General features: G+C 64.4%; 15 protein-coding genes. 12 read left to right on the forward strand and 3 right to left on the reverse strand.

Annotated elements, in window-relative coordinates:
• Positions 1 to 159 precede the first annotated feature (159 nt).
• On the reverse strand, positions 160 to 1,206 hold the full coding sequence (locus G5S42_RS17915) for a sugar ABC transporter substrate-binding protein (protein WP_026228647.1): 1,047 nt from the start codon (positions 1,204 to 1,206) through the stop codon (positions 160 to 162).
• Positions 1,207 to 1,482: 276 nt separating this feature from the next.
• Here G5S42_RS17915 and G5S42_RS17920 point away from each other — a divergent pair, with 276 nt between their 5' ends.
• The 4 genes from G5S42_RS17920 to G5S42_RS17935 all read left to right on the forward strand — a co-directional run bounded on the left by G5S42_RS17920 (position 1,483) and on the right by G5S42_RS17935 (position 4,750).
• A complete protein-coding gene (locus G5S42_RS17920; RefSeq protein ID WP_176108007.1) occupies positions 1,483 to 2,367 on the forward strand; it encodes a MurR/RpiR family transcriptional regulator in 885 nt (294 codons plus the stop codon).
• Positions 2,360 to 3,376 carry an inositol 2-dehydrogenase gene (iolG, locus tag G5S42_RS17925; protein WP_176108009.1) on the forward strand — a complete coding sequence of 339 codons (1,017 nt, stop codon included), beginning with the start codon at positions 2,360 to 2,362 and terminating at the stop codon, positions 3,374 to 3,376. The genes G5S42_RS17920 and iolG overlap by 8 nt, the downstream gene beginning before the upstream one ends.
• On the forward strand, positions 3,376 to 4,422 hold the full coding sequence (locus G5S42_RS17930) for a Gfo/Idh/MocA family oxidoreductase (RefSeq protein WP_176108010.1): 1,047 nt from the start codon (positions 3,376 to 3,378) through the stop codon (positions 4,420 to 4,422). Before iolG ends, G5S42_RS17930 begins: the two co-directional genes overlap by 1 nt.
• Before the next feature lie 100 nt (positions 4,423 to 4,522).
• The gene (locus G5S42_RS17935) at positions 4,523 to 4,750 is read left to right on the forward strand and encodes a sulfurtransferase TusA family protein (RefSeq protein ID WP_026225937.1); all 228 of its coding nucleotides are present in this window, start codon (positions 4,523 to 4,525) and stop codon (positions 4,748 to 4,750) included.
• A 103-nt stretch (positions 4,751 to 4,853) separates the two neighbouring features.
• Here G5S42_RS17935 and galU read toward each other — a convergent pair whose 3' ends face one another.
• Together galU and G5S42_RS17945 are read right to left on the reverse strand one after the other, a co-directional pair.
• Positions 4,854 to 5,735 carry a UTP--glucose-1-phosphate uridylyltransferase GalU gene (gene galU, locus G5S42_RS17940; RefSeq protein ID WP_176108012.1) on the reverse strand — a complete coding sequence of 294 codons (882 nt, stop codon included), beginning with the start codon at positions 5,733 to 5,735 and terminating at the stop codon, positions 4,854 to 4,856.
• Between the two features lie 62 nt (positions 5,736 to 5,797).
• Positions 5,798 to 8,677 carry a valine--tRNA ligase gene (locus G5S42_RS17945; RefSeq protein ID WP_176108020.1) on the reverse strand — a complete coding sequence of 960 codons (2,880 nt, stop codon included), beginning with the start codon at positions 8,675 to 8,677 and terminating at the stop codon, positions 5,798 to 5,800.
• A gap of 774 nt (positions 8,678 to 9,451) precedes the next feature.
• Between G5S42_RS17945 and G5S42_RS17950 the strand changes: the two genes are divergently transcribed.
• From G5S42_RS17950 to G5S42_RS17985, 8 genes are all read left to right on the forward strand, one after another.
• Positions 9,452 to 10,699: a tyrosine-type recombinase/integrase gene (locus G5S42_RS17950; RefSeq protein ID WP_176108022.1), complete on the forward strand. Its 1,248-nt coding sequence runs from the start codon at positions 9,452 to 9,454 to the stop codon at positions 10,697 to 10,699.
• A gap of 152 nt (positions 10,700 to 10,851) precedes the next feature.
• Positions 10,852 to 11,418, forward strand: coding sequence for a hypothetical protein (locus tag G5S42_RS17955; RefSeq protein ID WP_176108024.1), 567 nt, complete (start codon positions 10,852 to 10,854; stop codon positions 11,416 to 11,418).
• A gap of 109 nt (positions 11,419 to 11,527) precedes the next feature.
• Positions 11,528 to 11,980, forward strand: coding sequence for a hypothetical protein (locus tag G5S42_RS17960; RefSeq protein ID WP_176108026.1), 453 nt, complete (start codon positions 11,528 to 11,530; stop codon positions 11,978 to 11,980).
• A gap of 41 nt (positions 11,981 to 12,021) precedes the next feature.
• The gene (locus G5S42_RS17965; RefSeq protein WP_176108028.1) at positions 12,022 to 12,699 is read left to right on the forward strand and encodes a ParB N-terminal domain-containing protein; all 678 of its coding nucleotides are present in this window, start codon (positions 12,022 to 12,024) and stop codon (positions 12,697 to 12,699) included.
• A gap of 95 nt (positions 12,700 to 12,794) precedes the next feature.
• Positions 12,795 to 14,042 (forward strand): hypothetical protein, encoded by a 1,248-nt coding sequence (locus G5S42_RS17970; RefSeq protein ID WP_176108030.1) that lies wholly within the window; start codon positions 12,795 to 12,797, stop codon positions 14,040 to 14,042.
• 12 nt (positions 14,043 to 14,054) lie between these two features.
• Entirely contained in the window at positions 14,055 to 14,327 is a 273-nt protein-coding gene (locus G5S42_RS17975; RefSeq protein WP_176108032.1) for a hypothetical protein, read from the forward strand.
• A gap of 104 nt (positions 14,328 to 14,431) precedes the next feature.
• The gene (locus G5S42_RS17980; protein WP_176108034.1) at positions 14,432 to 15,493 is read left to right on the forward strand and encodes a phage major capsid protein; all 1,062 of its coding nucleotides are present in this window, start codon (positions 14,432 to 14,434) and stop codon (positions 15,491 to 15,493) included.
• The gene (locus G5S42_RS17985) at positions 15,435 to 16,127 is read left to right on the forward strand and encodes an HK97 family phage prohead protease (RefSeq protein ID WP_176108036.1); all 693 of its coding nucleotides are present in this window, start codon (positions 15,435 to 15,437) and stop codon (positions 16,125 to 16,127) included. The genes G5S42_RS17980 and G5S42_RS17985 overlap by 59 nt, the downstream gene beginning before the upstream one ends.
• Positions 16,128 to 16,449: the final 322 nt, after the last annotated feature.

Here is a 16,449-nt window from a genome sequence, read left to right on the forward strand (position 1 = left end):
CGCTGGGCGGCATATCCGCTGAGCGGCATATCCGCTGAGCGGCATATCCGCTGAGCGGGCGAGTGCCGGCAAGACGCAATGCGTCCCGCCGGTCACTCCTTTTCAACCTTGCCGCCGGCGCGGCGGCTTGATCGCGCGATGCGATGCGATGCCGCGCGTTCAGCGGTACTGACCCGCGTACTTCAGCACCTTGTCGACATTTTCTTTGGTGATGAAGCCCGGACCCGAGCCGATATTGCGCGGCCCGTACGACGGAGCGAGCCCATAGGTTGCGAGACGCTCCTTGAATTTCGGATTCGCCTGCAGGACCTCGCGGATCTTCACGGGATCGGTGGTGTTGTTCTTCTTCGCGATCGCCAGCACGGCGACCGGGATATAGCCCTGCAAGTACGGTTGCTGGTCGATCGCGAACTGGATCGTGCCGTCCTGGATGCCCTTTGCGATGTCGCTATCGAAGTCGAAGGTCGCGAACCAGATCTTGCCGGCGACGCCCATCTGCTGCAGCGCCTTCAAGGTCGGGTCGGCCGATAGCGGACCGAGCGTCAGCACCGCCTGGGTATCCGGATGATTGCGCAGGAACGCGCTGACTTTCGACTGCACGCCGGTCGGGTCCTGGCCCACGTCGAGCGTCGAGGTCTTGAAGTTGGCGCCGATCGCTTCGGCGAAACCGCGGCAGCGTTCGAACGAGGCCGGGTTCGTCGCGTAGTGGTTCACGCACAGGAACGACTTGATGCCGGCGGCTTTGGCCTTTTCGCCGGCGGCTTTGCCGGCCGCGAACTCGGGCTGGCCGACGTGCATGATCGCGCCGAGCTTCGCGCTTTGCTCCTCGGTGCCCGAATTGATCGTGACGAGCGGAATGTGTTTCTCGGTGACCTTCCCGATCGAACTTTTCAGCACGTCGAAATCGGCGATCGATACGATCACGCCGTCGTAATTGCGCGCGGCCGCCTGTTCGACGAGACGCGCCATGTCGGCGATGTCGCCGTTCGGCGGGTTGCGGTAGTCGGTCTGAACGTTGAAGTCTTCGTCGGCCTGCTTGATCGCGTTCTTGATCGTGTTCCACCACGAGTCCGAATCCGGCGCGTGGCTGATCAGCACGAAGTGAGCGTCCGCCGCGCGGGCGGCCGAGGCCGCGCCGAATCCCGTCGCCAACGTCAACGCCGTCACCAGAATCCTGAGCGTTGCCTTGCCTCTGCAAAGTCTCATTGTCTCCACCTTTCTCGGTCTGTCGTTCGTTATTGAGGGAGCGCCTGGCGGGTGGCTTGCCATTCCGATGACCCACACAACGAGGTCGAAGCGCCATCGCTCACGACCAAGAGTAGGTCATCTTCCGAGGCCTTGCAAAGAAAATTTCATGACAAATAAAAATGGAAAATACGTTCCATTTGACGGGGCGGCCGCCTATACTCGGCAACGTCGGATGCATGTTGCGGCGGGCCGCGGGCGCGTCTGTCGCATTGCAGGAAACCCCGAGAGGCAGTCATGGCGGAACAGATCACCGAAGAAGCGTTGCCGAGCGTCGACGAATTGATGCAGCGCATCGCGGATATCTACGAGTCGCTGCCGCGGCAGTTGAAGAGCGTGGCGACGTATATCGAGCAGCATCGCTCGAGCGTGATGATGGATCGCACCAGCGATATCGCCGCGAGTTGCGGCGTGCACCCGTCGGCGGTCGTGCGCTTTGCGCAGCGGTTCGGCTTTTCCGGGTTTTCGGATCTGCAGGCGGTGTTTCGTCAGGCGTATACGGGGCAGGGCGTGTCGTCGTCGAGCTATCAGCAGCGCATCCGCAAGCTGATCGACGAGAAGCCCGGCACGCTGTCGGGCGGCGCGGTCGCGCGCGAGTTCATCGCCGCGTCGCGCGGCGGCCTCGAAGAACTCGAAGCGGGTCTCGACGACAAGCAGTTCGACGCCGCCGTGAAGATGCTGCAGCAGGCCGACAACATCTACGTGATCGGCGTGCGGCGCTCGTTTCCGGTCGCGAGTTATATCGTCTATGCGTTGCAGCACACGCACAAGCGCGTGCATCTGGTGTCCGGCTTCGGCGGCATGTATCGCGAGCAGATTCGCAGTGTCAGGAAGGGCGACGTGGTGATTGCGATCAGCTTTGCGCCGTACGGCAAGGAGACGCAGTACTGTCTGCGCGTCGCGCATCATCATCAGGCGAAGACGCTCGTCATCACGGATAGCCAGCTATCGCCGCTCGCGCGCTACGCGAGCACGCAACTCTACGTGAAAGAGGGCAGCGCGTTCGCGTTCCGCTCGCTGACCAGCACGATCTGCCTGTGCCAGGCGCTCTTCATCGCGCTCGCGTACAAGCTCGAACTGAACGTTGAAGAATCCAACGACACTGGAGGCTACGATGACTGACGCGGTAAGCACGATCGACGTCGCGGTATTCGGCGCGGGACGCATCGGCAAGATCCATGCGGCGAATCTCGCGCGGCAGCCCGGCGTGCGGCTCAAATACGTGGTCGACGTGAATCGCCAAGCGGCCGCCGCGCTCGCCTCGCAGCATGGCGCGCAGGTCGCGGATATCGACGGCGCGATCGGCGACGCTTCGATTGGCGCGACCGTGATCTGTTCGAGCACCGACACGCATGCGGACCTGATCGTCAAATCGGCCGCGCAGAACAAGCACGTGTTCTGCGAGAAGCCGGTCGATCTCACGATGGAGCGCGCGCGGATGTGCGCAGAAGCCGTGGAGCGCGCGGGCGTGGTGTGCATGATCGGGTTTCAGCGGCGCTTCGATCCGACGTTTGCCGCATTGAAAGCGCGTCTGGACGCGGGCGAGATCGGCACACCCGAGATGCTCGTCGTGACGAGCCGCGACCCCGGCGCGCCGCCGGTCGACTACATCCGGCGCTCCGGCGGCATCTTCAAGGACATGCTGATTCACGACTTCGACATCTGCCGGTGGATTCTCGACGATGAAGCCGACACGCTGCACGCCACCGGCAGTTGCCTCACCGACCCCGCGATCGCCGACGCGGGCGACATCGATTCGACCGCGGTGACGATCCGCACGAAGCGCGGCCGCCTGTGCCAGATCAACACCACGCGGCGCGCCGCGTACGGCTACGACCAGCGCTTCGAAGTGCTCGGCAGCACCGGCATGCTGCAAGCGGGCAACATACGGCCGACCGAAGTCACCGCGTACTCGGAAACGAAGGTATCCACCGACGTGCCCGAGGCGTTCTTTCTCGAACGCTATCGCGCGGCGTACGCGCTCGAAATCGCGCATTTCTTCGACGCGGTCACGCACGGGAAGCCGGTGCGCACGACCGTCGCCGATGGCCTGAAAGCGCTCGAACTCGCGGAAGCCGCGACGCGTTCATGGCGCGAGGGCCGCGCGGTCAAACTCGGCGAGGCCGCGTGATGAAGCCCGCCACGGAGCGCTTGCGGATCGGCGTGGTGGGCCTTGGGCGGCTTGGCAAGCGGCATGCGGAGAATCTCGCGTATCGCGTGCCGGGTGCGACGCTCGCGGCCGCGTGCAGTCCGCTCGAAGAGGAACTCGCGTGGGCGCGCGATGCGCTACCCGAGCCGCGTCTTTACGCCGATTACGCGGACCTGCTCGCCGATCCGCAGATCGACGCGGTATGGCTCGTTACACCGTCGTCGCTGCACGCGCAGCAGATCGTCGACGCATTGCGCGCCGGCAAGCACGTGTTCTGCGAAAAGCCGCTGTCGCTCGATGTCGCCGAATGCGAGCGCGTGCTGGCCGAAGCGGCGCGCTATCCGCATCTGCAAGCGACGATCGGCTTCATGCGCCGCTTCGATCCGAGCTACCGCGACGCGTTCGATAAAATCGCCGCCGGCCAGATCGGCCGGCCGTTCCTCGTGCGTTCGCAGACCACCGATAAAAACGACAACGACGGTTTCTTCGTGCGCTTCGCGGCCACCTCGGGCGGCATCTTTCTCGACTGCACGGTGCACGACATCGACGTCGCCCGCTGGCTGCTCGGCAAGCCGCGGGCGACGCGCGTGTTCGCGGCGGGCACGATTGCGTTGCACGAGGGGCTGCGCGAATTCGGCGACGTCGACAACGGCGTTGCGATCTGCGAATTCGAGGGCGGCAAGCTCGCGATGTTCTACGCGTCGCGCACGCAGGCGCACGGCAACGATACGCATAGCGAAGTGATCGGCACCGCGGGCGCATTGACGATCGGCCGCAATCCGCGCGCGAACCGCGTCGAGATTTATGACGCGACCGGCATCCGCAACGAATGCACGCCCAACTTTTTCGACCGCTTCGAGGACGCGTTTCTGCACGAGGCACGCGCGTTCGTCGCATCGGTGCAAAAAGGGCCGGGGAACGGTGATGCGGCACGGAGTGGCGCGACGCTCGCCGATGCGCTCGAAGCGACGCGTATCGGCGTCGCGCTGCGCGAGTCGCTGCAAAGCGGCGGGGCGGTGACGCTGTAGCGGTGTGCTGCCCGGCGCCGCCGCGCCGCCTGCTGTAGAATTTGACCCTCTGTCCGGCGTCGTCAGCGACGCCTCGTCCCGAAGGTCATCGTCGATGCAAATTCAGATTCACAAGGAAGTCGATGCGCGCGGGCTCATGTGCCCGCTGCCCATCCTGCGCGCCAAAAAAGCGCTCGCCGACATGGAAAGCGGCCAGATTCTCAAGGTGCTCGCCACCGATCCGGGCTCGCAGCGCGATTTCGCCGCGTTCGCGAAGCAGACCGGCAACGAGATCGTCGAAAGCTCGGCGCACGACAAGGTATTTACGTTTCTGATGCGGCGCCGCTGAGCAGCATCCGGTAAAACTGTCCGTCCGATGTAAAAAAGAAAAAAAGGCGCTGTCCCCATTATTCGGGGTACAGCGCCTTCTTCGTTTCAGCCTGACCTTGGCGTCAGCCTTCGAGCACCGGCGAGCGGGTACGCAGATACTCTTCGAAATCCGAGGCCACTTCCGGGTGACGCAGCGCGAACTCGACGGTCGCCTTCAGGTAGCCGAGCTTGCTGCCGCAGTCGAAACGCGTGCCGTGATACTTGTACGCGAGCACCTGTTCATCGGCGAGCAGCGACTGGATCGCGTCCGTCAGTTGCAATTCACCGCCCGCGCCCGGTTTGATCGAGCGCAGGTGATCGAAGATGCGCGGCTTCAGCACATATCGGCCGACCACGCCGAGGTTCGACGGTGCCACGCTCGGCTCCGGCTTTTCGATGATGCCCGACATCTTGATGATCGAATCTTCCCATTCTTTGCCATCGACGATGCCGTACGACTTCGTGTCTTGCGGCGGGATCTCTTCGACGCCGATCACCGAGCTGTGATAGTGATCGAACACCTCGATCATCTGCGTCATCACGGGCGGCGTGCCGTACAACAGGTCGTCCGCGAGAATCACGGCAAACGGGTTGTCGCCGACCAGCTTCTCGGCGCACAGCACCGCGTGGCCGAGGCCCAGCGCTTCGGCCTGGCGCACGTAGAAGCAGTCGACGTGGCTCGGCTTGATGCTACGCACGAGTTCGAGCAGCTTGTCCTTGCCGCGTGCTTCGAGTTCGGCCTCTATCTCATAGGACTTGTCGAAATGGTCTTCGATCGCGCGCTTGCTGCGGCCCGTGACGAAGATCATTTCGGTGATGCCGGCCGCCATGGCCTCTTCGACCGCGTACTGAATCAGCGGCTTGTCGACGATCGGCAACATCTCCTTCGGGCTAGCCTTCGTGGCGGGGAGGAACCGGGTGCCAAGACCTGCTACCGGAAAAACCGCCTTCGTAACTTTTAGCATGTGAATACCCTGAGTCCTCTGGTTAAATCCTTGCCCGCCGTTGAGGACGGCGGGCGCGTCGATCAGGCCGGCAAGCGAGCCAGTTGGGCTTTCAGCTTGCCGACGGTGGCTTCGAAATCGGCCAGCCGCTTCTGCTCCTGTTCCACGACCGCCGCCGGCGCCTTCGCGACGAACGCCTGATTTTGCAGCTTACCGTTGCATTTCACGATTTCGGCGCTCAACCGCGTGATCTCCTTCGACAGACGTTCGCGTTCGACCGCCGCATCGATTTCGACCTTCAAAACGAGCTTGTCCGTTCCTACGATAGCAATTGGCGCGCCATCCGCCTGAGCATCGAGCGCGGCCTCGTCGGCGATGATCTGCACCTCGGACAGACGCGCAAGCGCCTGAGCATAAGGCGCGAACGTACGAAGACGCTCCGCGTTGCCGGTGGCGAGCAACGGCACCTTCACCGCTGGCGACAAATTCATTTCGCCGCGCAGATTCCGGCATGCATCGATCACCGCTTTGAGGTCGCTCGCCCACTGCTCGGCGTCTTCATCGAGCTTCGAAGGCTCCGCGATGGGGTACTGCTGCACCATGATGGACGCCTCGCCCTCGGCCTTGCCTTCCGGGTAGCGTCCCGCGAGCGGCGCCACTTTCTGCCACAGCGCTTCGGTGATGAACGGGATCACCGGATGCGCGAGGCGCAGCACCGTTTCGAGCACACGCAAAAGCGTGCGACGCGTGGCACGCTGCTGGTTCGGCTGCCCCGTCTGGATCTGCACCTTGGCGAGCTCGACGTACCAGTCACAATATTCGTCCCAGACGAACTTGTATATGGCGTTGGCCACATTATCAAAACGATAGTCCGAAAAGCCCTTGGCGACTTCCGCTTCGACGCGCTGAAGCTGCGACACGATCCAGCGGTCGGCCTGCGAGAAATGCAACTGGCCTTCTGGCCCGCATTCGCCACATTGCGCCGGTTGGCCGAAACCGCAGTCATGGCCTTCGCAGTTCATCAGCACGAAGCGGGTGGCGTTCCACAGCTTGTTGCAGAAGTTGCGATAGCCTTCGCAGCGCGCAAGGTCGAAATTGACGTTGCGGCCGAGCGTGGCCATCGACGCCATCGTGAAGCGCAGCGCGTCGGTGCCGAACGCCGGAATGCCGTCCGGAAACTCCTTGCGGGTCTTCTTCTCGATCGACGCGGCCTGCTTCGGATTCATCAGGCCGGTGGTGCGTTTAGCGACGAGCGCGTCGAGGTCGATGCCATCGACGATGTCGATCGGGTCGAGCGTGTTGCCCTTGCTCTTCGACATCTTCTGGCCTTCGGCGTCGCGCACGAGGCCGTGCACGTAGACCGTGTCGAACGGCACTTTGCCCGTGAAGTGCGTGGTCATCATGACCATGCGCGCGACCCAGAAGAAGATGATGTCGAAGCCGGTGACGAGCACCGACGACGGCATGAAGTGCTTCAGTTCTTCCGTTTCGTTCGGCCAGCCGAGCGACGAGAACGGCACCAGAGCCGACGAGAACCACGTGTCGAGGACGTCTTCGTCGCGCTTCAACGCGCCCGAGTAACCGGCAGCGGTGGCCTTCGCGCGCGCATCTTCTTCGGTCTTCGCGACGAACACTTCGCCGTTCTCGCCGTACCACGCCGGAATCTGATGCCCCCACCACAGCTGACGCGAGATGCACCAGTCCTGGATGTTTTCGAGCCACTGGTAGTACGTGGTGGTCCAGTTCTCCGGCACGAATTTGATCTGGCCGTTGCGCACGACGTCGAGCGCGGTCTCGGCGATCGACTTGCCCGGATTGAACGTACCTTCGGGCGCCGGCTTGCTCATCGCGACGAACCACTGGTCGGTCAGCATCGGCTCGATCACGACGCCGGTGCGGTCGCCGCGCGGCACCATCAACTTGTGCGGCTTGACCGATTCGAGCGCGCCGAGCGCTTCGAGATCGGTGACCACCAGCTTGCGGGCTTCGAAACGGTCGAGGCCGCGGTATTTTTCGGGCGCGTTGTCGTTGATCCTCGCATCGAGCGTGAGGATTTCGATCTGCGGCAGCTTGTGGCGCAGGCCGACCTGGTAGTCGTTGAAATCGTGCGCGGGCGTGACCTTGACGACGCCGGTGCCGAATTCGCGGTCGACGTAGTCGTCGGCGATGATCGGCACTTCGCGGTTCGACAGCGGCAGCGTGACGGTCTTGCCGATCAGGTGCGCGTAGCGCTCGTCTTCCGGGTGCACCATCACCGCGGTATCGCCGAGCATGGTTTCCGGACGGGTGGTGGCGACGGTCAGATGGCCCGAGCCGTCGGTCAGCGGATAGTGGATGTGCCACAGGTGGCCGTTTTCTTCCTCGCTGACCACTTCGAGGTCGGATACGGCGGTGAGCAGCACAGGATCCCAGTTCACGAGGCGCTTGCCGCGATAAATCAGGCCCTGTTCATACAGACGCACGAACACGTCGCGCACGGCGGCCGACATCTTGTCGTCCATCGTGAAGTATTCGCGCGACCAGTCGATCGACGCACCGAGACGACGCACCTGATTCGTGATGGTCGAGCCGGACTGCTGCTTCCACTCCCACACGCGTTCGACGAATTTTTCACGGCCGAGGTCGTGGCGCGACACGCCTTGTGCGTCGAGCTGACGTTCGACGACGATCTGCGTGGCGATGCCCGCGTGGTCGGTACCCGGCACCCACAGCGTGTTTTCGCCGAGCATGCGGTGATAGCGGGTGAGACCGTCCATGATGGTCTGGTTGAACGCGTGGCCCATGTGCAGCGTGCCCGTGACGTTCGGCGGCGGCAGCTGGATCGAGAAATCCTTGCGGTTCGCGTCGAAGGAGGGCGCGGCGTAGGCGCGCTTTTCCCATTCAGGGCCCCAGTGGGCTTCGATGGTGTGGGGTTCGAAGCTTTTTGCAAGCGTCGAGGTCGGGTCGCTCGGGGTGTCGCTCATGTTTCTGGTTAAAAGGCTGGATTTTGGAGGCGGAGAATGGTTGATTATAGCTGGCGAGCACTTTTTGCCTGCCGGCGGGTTGGTTTGTCGTTGTTCTGGCTTCTTTGGCCTTTCCTTGTTGTGTTATCGGTCTATTAGCGTTGCCCCTGTGCGGGGCGGCACCTACTTTCCTTGCTGCTGCAAAGAAAGTAGGCAAAGAAGACAGCTCAAACCGCTAACTCTTAAGCGGGTCCCTCGGTCCGCGTGCGGTAGTGGTGCATCTGGAATCCGTGCTCCCGCACATTCCGCGTTCGTGACACGGCAGTCATTCTTCCGGCGGCGCTCCGCGCGCCGAATCCCCGCTCCAAAACCCCTCGTTGTTTCGGCGCCTCGCCGAGGCGCAGCCGAGGGCTCCCCGCTGCGCGGGCAAACCCGCCGGTTTCCCCGGCTGACCCGTCCGCGACGCACGTAGTGCGGAGTGGGAGGAATGATGGCTTTGTCACTGCCGGGGAATGTGCGGGGGCACGGATTCCAGATGCACCACTACCCCTGCCAAGCCAGGGGACCCCGCTTATGAGCTGGCGGTTTGAGCTGTCTTCTTTGCCTACTTTCTTTGCAGCAGGAAGAGAAGCGGCATATCATGTGCTCACGGGTGCCCACGCGATCACGCCGCAAAGCCTTGATGCATCAGGGTTTTGATAGAATATCTGCTTTGGTCTGTGTGCATCCCTGCGACTCGCTGTGCAAATTAGCACGGGGGTAGGAACGGGGGTAGCGCGACCGATGGAGATCCCCATGCGCAGCATCAACCGCCTGACCGCAGCGTCCGTCAGGCAGATCATCAACAACCCGCCCCACCGGACGAAGTATTACGCCGACGGCGCAAACCTGTTTCTGCAGGTCTCGGCCACGGGCGCGGCATCGTGGATTCTGCGCTACCAGCTGCACGGCCGGGTCCGCGATCTGGGACTCGGCAGTGTCAGGGACGGTGTGACGTTGAACGTCGCGCGCGAACGTGCCGCCGAGGCGCGGCGGTTAAAGAGTGCCGGTATCGATCCGCTGAACGACAGGGTGAACGCGCGCGCAGTCGCGCGGCGCGAGGCCGAGCACCGCGTCACGTTCGGCGACGCCGCGGCGCGCTACATCGAACTGCGCAAGCCTGAGTGGTCACTGAGCAATCACGTCGCGTGGGAAAGCAGCGTCCGCATCCATGCGGCGCCACTGGCCCGGATGGATGTCAGTGAGATCGATACTCCGGACATCCTGCGGGTCGTCGAACCGTTGTGGCTCGCGAAGCACGCAACCGGCGTGGCACTGCGCCAGCGGCTCGAGGCGATCCTCGACTGGTCAAAAAGTCACGGCTACCGTTCGGGCGACAATCCGGCGAGGTTCGATGCGCATCTCGAAAATCTGCTGCCGAAGCTGAAGGAGCGCACGACCCATCGCGCCGCGCTCGACTGGCGCGACATGCCGGCATTCATGACGAAGCTGCGCGGGGTATCGGGCGATGTCGCGCGCTGCGTGGAGTTCGCCGTTCTGTCGGGCGCGCGCAGCGGCGAGGCGACTGGCGCAGTGTGGAGCGAAATCGACGTTCCGAACCGCACATGGCGCATCCCCGCCGAACGGACGAAACAGAAACGGGAACACTGGGTGCCGCTCAGCGATCAGGCGCTTCGCCTGCTTGAAGCGTTGCCCGGCGAGCACCGGCCCGAAGACAGGCTGTTCAATTCGGAACGGACACGCACGCAGATCGCCGGAACCGTGTTACGCGACCTGTTGCGAAAGCTCGGCTATGCGCGCGAGCAGCTAAGCATGCACGGCGCGCGCAGCAGCTTGCGAACGTTTTTCACCGAGTCGCTCGCGCTGCCGTCCGATATCGCTGAAAGCGCGCTCGGACACGACAAGCGCGACGGCGTGCGGAAAGCTTACGAACGAACGAGACATTACGCAGCGCGCATCGAGCCGACGCAGGCGTGGGCCAACCATCTCGATCTCGACACGTCACCCGACAGCAACGTCGTGCCGCTGCGCGCGTCACGCTGAGCCACACCCTGCCGCACGGCGTCTGCCGTGCGGTGTCTTCCCCTCCCGCCGTCCTTCGTTCGCCCTTCACCCAATCCTCGCTATCGGGCATGCGCGGGCACGTCTGTGCGCGTCTGATAATGTCTGGGCATACGGTGAGGCGGAGGCGCGTCATGGCACGTCCCGGAATCAGGCAGCGACCCGGTTTGCCGCAGACGGGTCACGACAGCAGCAATAGTCGTCTGTCCGGCATGGCGCGCCGTGCGGCCGAGATGCAGCGCTGGCGTCGGGACATGGCGACGGCAATGGCTGCGCTTGCCCGGTCCGTTGCCGAACTGGACCGCGTCGCCGCACCTTCCCTCGACATGGCAGCGACCCTCGACCGGCTCACGAGAAACATGGCCCGCGCTATGCCGGTTGTATGCGCAGCGGCGGTGCTCGCGCGCGAGGTGCCCGGTGCCGGCGAACTTCCCACGTCGCAACTCATGTCGGTCACACGTCGCATGCTGCAGGCATTCAGTCAGGCGCAGGGTCGGCACGGGGGCTCGCGGCTGGCCCAGACCCGGAAGGCGGTACGGCAGGAGCAGCAATCGTTCTGGGAGGCGCAGCGGGTGCACGTCCCGCAGGAACGCGCCGACTTTCACACCGCTAGCCGGTTCGGGCTGAAGAAGGCAACCGTGCGGAACATGCGCTCGGCCGCAAAACGGCGCGGCACGCCGTGGCGTGGGGACGAAAAATAAATATTCACGGGTAGCGGCTATCTGTGAACGCCGGGGATTGCAGTGCGCGCTGCGCCACTTATCGTAAGAGGCATGTCCGGCGCTCGCCGGAGCCCAGAGGAACACGACCATGCCCACGACAAGCGCCGAAGCGGTAGCGGTCCCGGCCCGACGCGGCCCCGGACGCCCGCGAAAAGTCCAGCCCGCACCCGAACCCGCCGTCGTCCCCTCGCCTGAAGAAGACCTGACGCTGCTCACCGGCGCCGACATGCGCAAGCTGCTGGGTTGGTCAACGTGGACACTGCGACGCGCCGTCCTTTACGACCCGCACTTTCCGGCGTCGTTCAGCGTTGCGGGCGGCCACCAGCGCTGGTTTAAGTCCGACGCATTGCGCTATCTGCGCTGGCTGGCCGAGATGGCAGCCGAGGAAAAACGCAAACGCATGGCAGCGCGGGCAGACCGCAAGGCCGGTCGGAGGCCGGCCGTGACGTCCAGTGAAACGCCAGACGCTTCGGATACCGAACCATGTGAGCCAGCCGAGCGAACGAAAGCGAATCTGCCCGATCAGGCGGGGAAACCATGAGCGTTCCATATCAACTCCTGCCACCGCTCGCACCCGACGAGATGGCCGAACTTCGCGCCAGCATCGAACTTCACGGCATACAGGTGCCGGTGCTGGTCGATGAAAACGGCGCAATCATCGACGGCCATCATCGCAGGCACATTGCCGACGAACTCGGGATTGTCTGCCCGACTGAAACCCGCGAGGGACTGGGCGACGAAGAAAAGCGCACGCTGGCCCGCACGCTCAACACGGCCAGACGGCACCTCACGCGCGAGCAACGGCGCGAACTCATCGCGGGGCAACTGCGAGACACGCCGCAGCAATCCGACCGGCAGATAGCGGCGGCGCTCGGCGTCGATCACAAGACCGTGAGTACGCAGCGCGCCGGGCTGGCCTCAACTGGGGAAATTCCCCAGTTGGAGACACGTGAAGGTGCGGACGGCAAAACACGAAAGCTGCCTGTGGAGAAGTCGAAGCGCCTGCGGAATGACGCGGACTACGAAGCGCTCGATGCACTTACCGAGTTTCACGAAAGAGAGCAGCACATCAAGGCCGTCCTCAGGCGACAGGCCGAGGCTGGCCGCATTCTGCGCGAGATCAGGGACAAACGCGAATACCGCATAGAGGGCTACCGGAAGTTCGACGTGTTCTGCAGAGAATGTCTCGACATGGACGCCGACGAGGTCAGCGAGTTGCTCGCGCTGGCCGACAGATACTCGCCGGAGGTCGCCGCATGAGCGCCGGTCGCGGGGTGAATGCAGAGAACCTGAGCGCCCGCGAACAAGCCGAGCGCGAGCTTGAACGCTATCCATTCCCCGACACGCGGCAGGCCGTGGCGTTCGCGCTCGTGCGCTTCATCACTGACGACCGCCGCATCGTGTGGCCGTCCGCGCTGCGTGTCGCCCACCGGGCGGGTGTCGGCCATGACACCGCCCAGCGCGCGCTCGCCAGCTTCGACCGCACCGGCCTGACCGTGCGGGTCGAGGGAACCGGCGACAAGGGCGGTTCCCTCGTTCGCCGTATCGACATCCAGCGCCTGCACGAACTCTATCCCGGCAACGTTGAATGGGACGAGTTCAGTGCCACTGGGCGGCGCAACAGACCGACGGAGGCCAGCAGGAAAGTTGCCGCACCCAGCGGCAACTTCAACGGCACCAAAGTTGCCGCACCGAGCGGTAACTTGGACTTCGGCACGAGCACTCACGACGACGGGAAGTTGCCGCAAATGGACCGCGAAGTTGCCGCTTTTGCCGATGGAAGTTGCCGCAAACAGGAGTCGAAGTTGCCGCAAATGACCCCCGAAGTTGCCGCTGGGAGCGGTACGAGGGTTTTAGGGTTAGAGGGATTAAAGCAGGGTTCTGGAGGGGCGCTCATTGCCGCGCAGGCTAGTCGCGTTTCGCAAGCGAAGCCGCGACTTCTCGTTGACGCGCGCAGCGCACCCGGACACGAAGCGGACGGGACACCCGACATCGCAGCAATCGCACAGGTGATGCTTGACGAGTTCGACGCGTGCTGCGAGGCGAAGGTGCGCAGCGAGGCCGAAGGTGGTTGCCGTCTCTTCGCGGAGCGCGGTGCAAGCGTGGACGACATGCTCAACGCGATTGCCACGGCGATGCATAAGGAGAGGGACGGTCGCAAGCCGAGGTGGGTGTCCGTGCGCAACGTGCTGGACGGCCTGCTGCGCACCCGCGAGTCGGTCGTTACCGCGCCCGCGCACGCGTTCAGCGTGGAGGTCGTACGCGCCGCGCAGCGACTCGAAGCGATTTTTGTGCAGTACCTCGACAAGCCCGCGTGGAGTTCGGGTGTCGCACGCTACGCGATGGGCGAGTGGCTCTGCCGCTGCGTCGCGTGGCACAACGTGGACGAAGCGGTGTTCGAAGCCTCGTGCCTCGACGTGGCGAAGGAGGCCGAGTCCAGCGGCAAGAAGCTCACATGGAGAAGCGTGAAGGTCGCGCTCGATGCACGGATGGAGGCGCGCAGGCGCAACGCGTCGCAGCAGTCCGTCGAGGACAAACGTTTTTTTGATCCGCCCGGCCTTGCGCCGGGCGTCTACCTGCCCGGCAACGGCACTTTGCACTGAACGGTGGCGCGCGTGGATCCGCTCGACGACGACCGCGCCGCGCGCATCGCGGAGCTTGAACGGCGGCTGTATGCGCGCCTTCGTGAAGGCGGTTACCCGGTTGCGGGCGACGGCAGCACGAGCGAAGCGGGCGCGGCGGCGTGCCTTGGCTGCTGCCGCTCGGCGCTTGCCAAGCAGCACGCGATGGGCAAACTGCGTCTGCCGTACCGGCGCAATGGCCGCTCGCGCTGGTATGCCGTCGCTGACCTCGCACGCTTCATGATCGACGGCTGGCACAACCGGTAAGCATCCCGAAAGAAAAATGTGAAAACGGTGAAACTGACGGTTGGGTTCGCGCGCGCCGTCGCCCATCCTTGACATGACATCAACGGACTGCGTGCGGAGGAAACATGGCGGATCACGGTCTGGTGCGGCTGGTCGCAGCGCTCGCGGCGGGCGGCAGCAGTGGCCTGTCCGGTGCGCATGCCTGGGCGGTGCAGCGCTGGGGTGACACGGCGACGGTGACGCGGGCGCTGCGCTTCGGTCTTGACACCGGCAATCTGGGCGGCGTCGATTACGCGGCGCTCGCCAACGGCTTTGTCCCGCTGCTGGCAGCCGACAGCATCATCGAACGGCTCGACGCGCTGGTGACGCTGCGACGCGTGCCGTTCTTCACGCCGCTCGCCCGCGAGAAGCAGCCCGCGCGCGTTGAATGGTCGGCGCAGGGTACGGCCAAGCTCATTGCGGATATCAGTCTGGAGCCTTTCCAGCTTGCGCCGCGCAAGGTTGCCGGTGCGGTCATAGCGACGACCGAGGCGCTGCGGCAGGCCGGTCGCGAACCGCTCGAACGCACCATTGCGGCGTCACTGACGACCGCCTATGCGCTCGCCGAAGGCGAGGCGCTGCTATCGGCCAGTGCCGGTAATGAAGCGGTGCCGACCGGGCTGCTGCACGGTGTCACGCCGGTGCATGCCAGCGGCACGACCGCGCAGGCGCTTGCCGCCGACGTGCGCGCACTGCTCGCGGACTTCACGGGCAACCTTGCGCGCTGCATCTGGATCGCGAACGCTGGCGACGCCGTTGCGCTGGCGTTGCTCGATGTCACCTTCACGGCCGACGTGCGCGCGACGGGCGGCACGCTCGCAGGCCTGCCACTGGTTGCGAGCCCCGCCGCGCCGGCCGGGTCGCTGGTGTTGCTTGATTCGTCAGCGCTGGTCGTCGCGAGCGATCCGCTGACCGTGGATGTGGCGAGCGAGGCGGCGCTTGACGTGGCGGACAGCGCGGGCGCCACGGGCACGCTGGCGCTCTGGCAGGTCAACATGTCGTGCGTGCTGCTCGAACGGCGGATCAACTGGATGCTCGCGCAGGCAGGCGGCGTCGCCGTGATTGACAACCTGTTTGCATCGCCGCCCGATGCTGCAGGCGCAACCGAAGTGGCGCGGCACGGCCGCAGGAGCGCACAGCATGAGTGACAATCTTCACGATGCGCTCGCGACGATGCGCACCGGTCCGGACGCGGCGCACCAACAGCAGCCCGCCAAGCGCGAACGCCTCCAGTACGCGACCGCACTGCTGTCGCGTGGGGTCGACATTGACGAGGACGAACGCATCATTGAAGGCGTCGCGACATCGGGCAGTGTCGACAGCTACGGCGACATTGTGCAACCGGGAGGCGCTGAATACACGCTGCCAGTCCCGCTATTATTTTCGCACCACGCCGACGCGCCGGTCGGCGCCGTGATCGCCGCACAACGGGATGACTCCTGCATTCGTTTTCGCGCCCAGATTGCCCGCATCAACACACCCGGCACGCTGCAGGATCGCTGCAACGAGGCATGGGAGTCAGTCAAGGCGCAGCTGGTGCGCGCGGTTTCAATCGGTTTTATCTCGTTGCAGTCGCAACCAATTGCAGGCGGTGGACGGCGGCACGTGAAATGGCGATGGTGCGAGCTTTCGTTGGTCGTGCTTCCGGCAAATCTGGACGCGACCATCCAGTCCGTGCGTCAGCTTGACGAGCCGGAGTTCGTCACGCGCTTTCTTGCTGAAGCCCGCGCGGTCCGTCCGCTCGTGCGTCGTGCACCCGCGCGCGTCGTGAAGCTCCGGTGACAGTTCAGGACCTGCAGCCGGAGCCGCTGGGTGCGTCGGCCGGTCGGCGGCTCCGGTCCACGCCCGGCGCGCGCAGCGGGTGCGGGAGCACTGCGCGCACGAACACGACCGGGCGGCCCGGCACCGGGGGGGCTTCCCCGAAAAAAAACCGGGAGCCTCCGACATCCCCCTATAGATCCATCACGTCGCAAATTGCGATCAGGGGGGCGCGACCCGCCGCCGACCCCGGGCCGACCGCGCGCCGACCCGCATCGACGACACCGCGACGCGCGACGATCGATCTGGATGACCGGCTGTTCCTGTATGCCGCGCTGGCGTAAGC

It is taken from the genome of Paraburkholderia youngii (assembly GCF_013366925.1).
Classification (GTDB): domain Bacteria; phylum Pseudomonadota; class Gammaproteobacteria; order Burkholderiales; family Burkholderiaceae; genus Paraburkholderia; species Paraburkholderia youngii.

What these genes read in the sequence shown, in the direction of transcription:
- G5S42_RS17915 (WP_026228647.1), bottom strand. Translation starts at nt 1,206, where the DNA reads ATGAGACTTTGCAGAGGCAAGGCAACGCTCAGGATTCTGGTGACGGCG.
- G5S42_RS17920 (WP_176108007.1), top strand. Translation starts at nt 1,483, where the DNA reads ATGGCGGAACAGATCACCGAAGAAGCGTTGCCGAGCGTCGACGAATTG.
- iolG (WP_176108009.1), top strand. Translation starts at nt 2,360, where the DNA reads ATGACTGACGCGGTAAGCACGATCGACGTCGCGGTATTCGGCGCGGGA.
- G5S42_RS17930 (WP_176108010.1), top strand. Translation starts at nt 3,376, where the DNA reads ATGAAGCCCGCCACGGAGCGCTTGCGGATCGGCGTGGTGGGCCTTGGG.
- galU (WP_176108012.1), bottom strand. Translation starts at nt 5,735, where the DNA reads ATGCTAAAAGTTACGAAGGCGGTTTTTCCGGTAGCAGGTCTTGGCACC.
- G5S42_RS17945 (WP_176108020.1), bottom strand. Translation starts at nt 8,677, where the DNA reads ATGAGCGACACCCCGAGCGACCCGACCTCGACGCTTGCAAAAAGCTTC.
- G5S42_RS17950 (WP_176108022.1), top strand. Translation starts at nt 9,452, where the DNA reads ATGCGCAGCATCAACCGCCTGACCGCAGCGTCCGTCAGGCAGATCATC.
- G5S42_RS17955 (WP_176108024.1), top strand. Translation starts at nt 10,852, where the DNA reads ATGGCACGTCCCGGAATCAGGCAGCGACCCGGTTTGCCGCAGACGGGT.
- G5S42_RS17960 (WP_176108026.1), top strand. Translation starts at nt 11,528, where the DNA reads ATGCCCACGACAAGCGCCGAAGCGGTAGCGGTCCCGGCCCGACGCGGC.
- G5S42_RS17965 (WP_176108028.1), top strand. Translation starts at nt 12,022, where the DNA reads ATGGCCGAACTTCGCGCCAGCATCGAACTTCACGGCATACAGGTGCCG.
- G5S42_RS17980 (WP_176108034.1), top strand. Translation starts at nt 14,432, where the DNA reads ATGGCGGATCACGGTCTGGTGCGGCTGGTCGCAGCGCTCGCGGCGGGC.
- G5S42_RS17985 (WP_176108036.1), top strand. Translation starts at nt 15,435, where the DNA reads ATGCTGCAGGCGCAACCGAAGTGGCGCGGCACGGCCGCAGGAGCGCAC.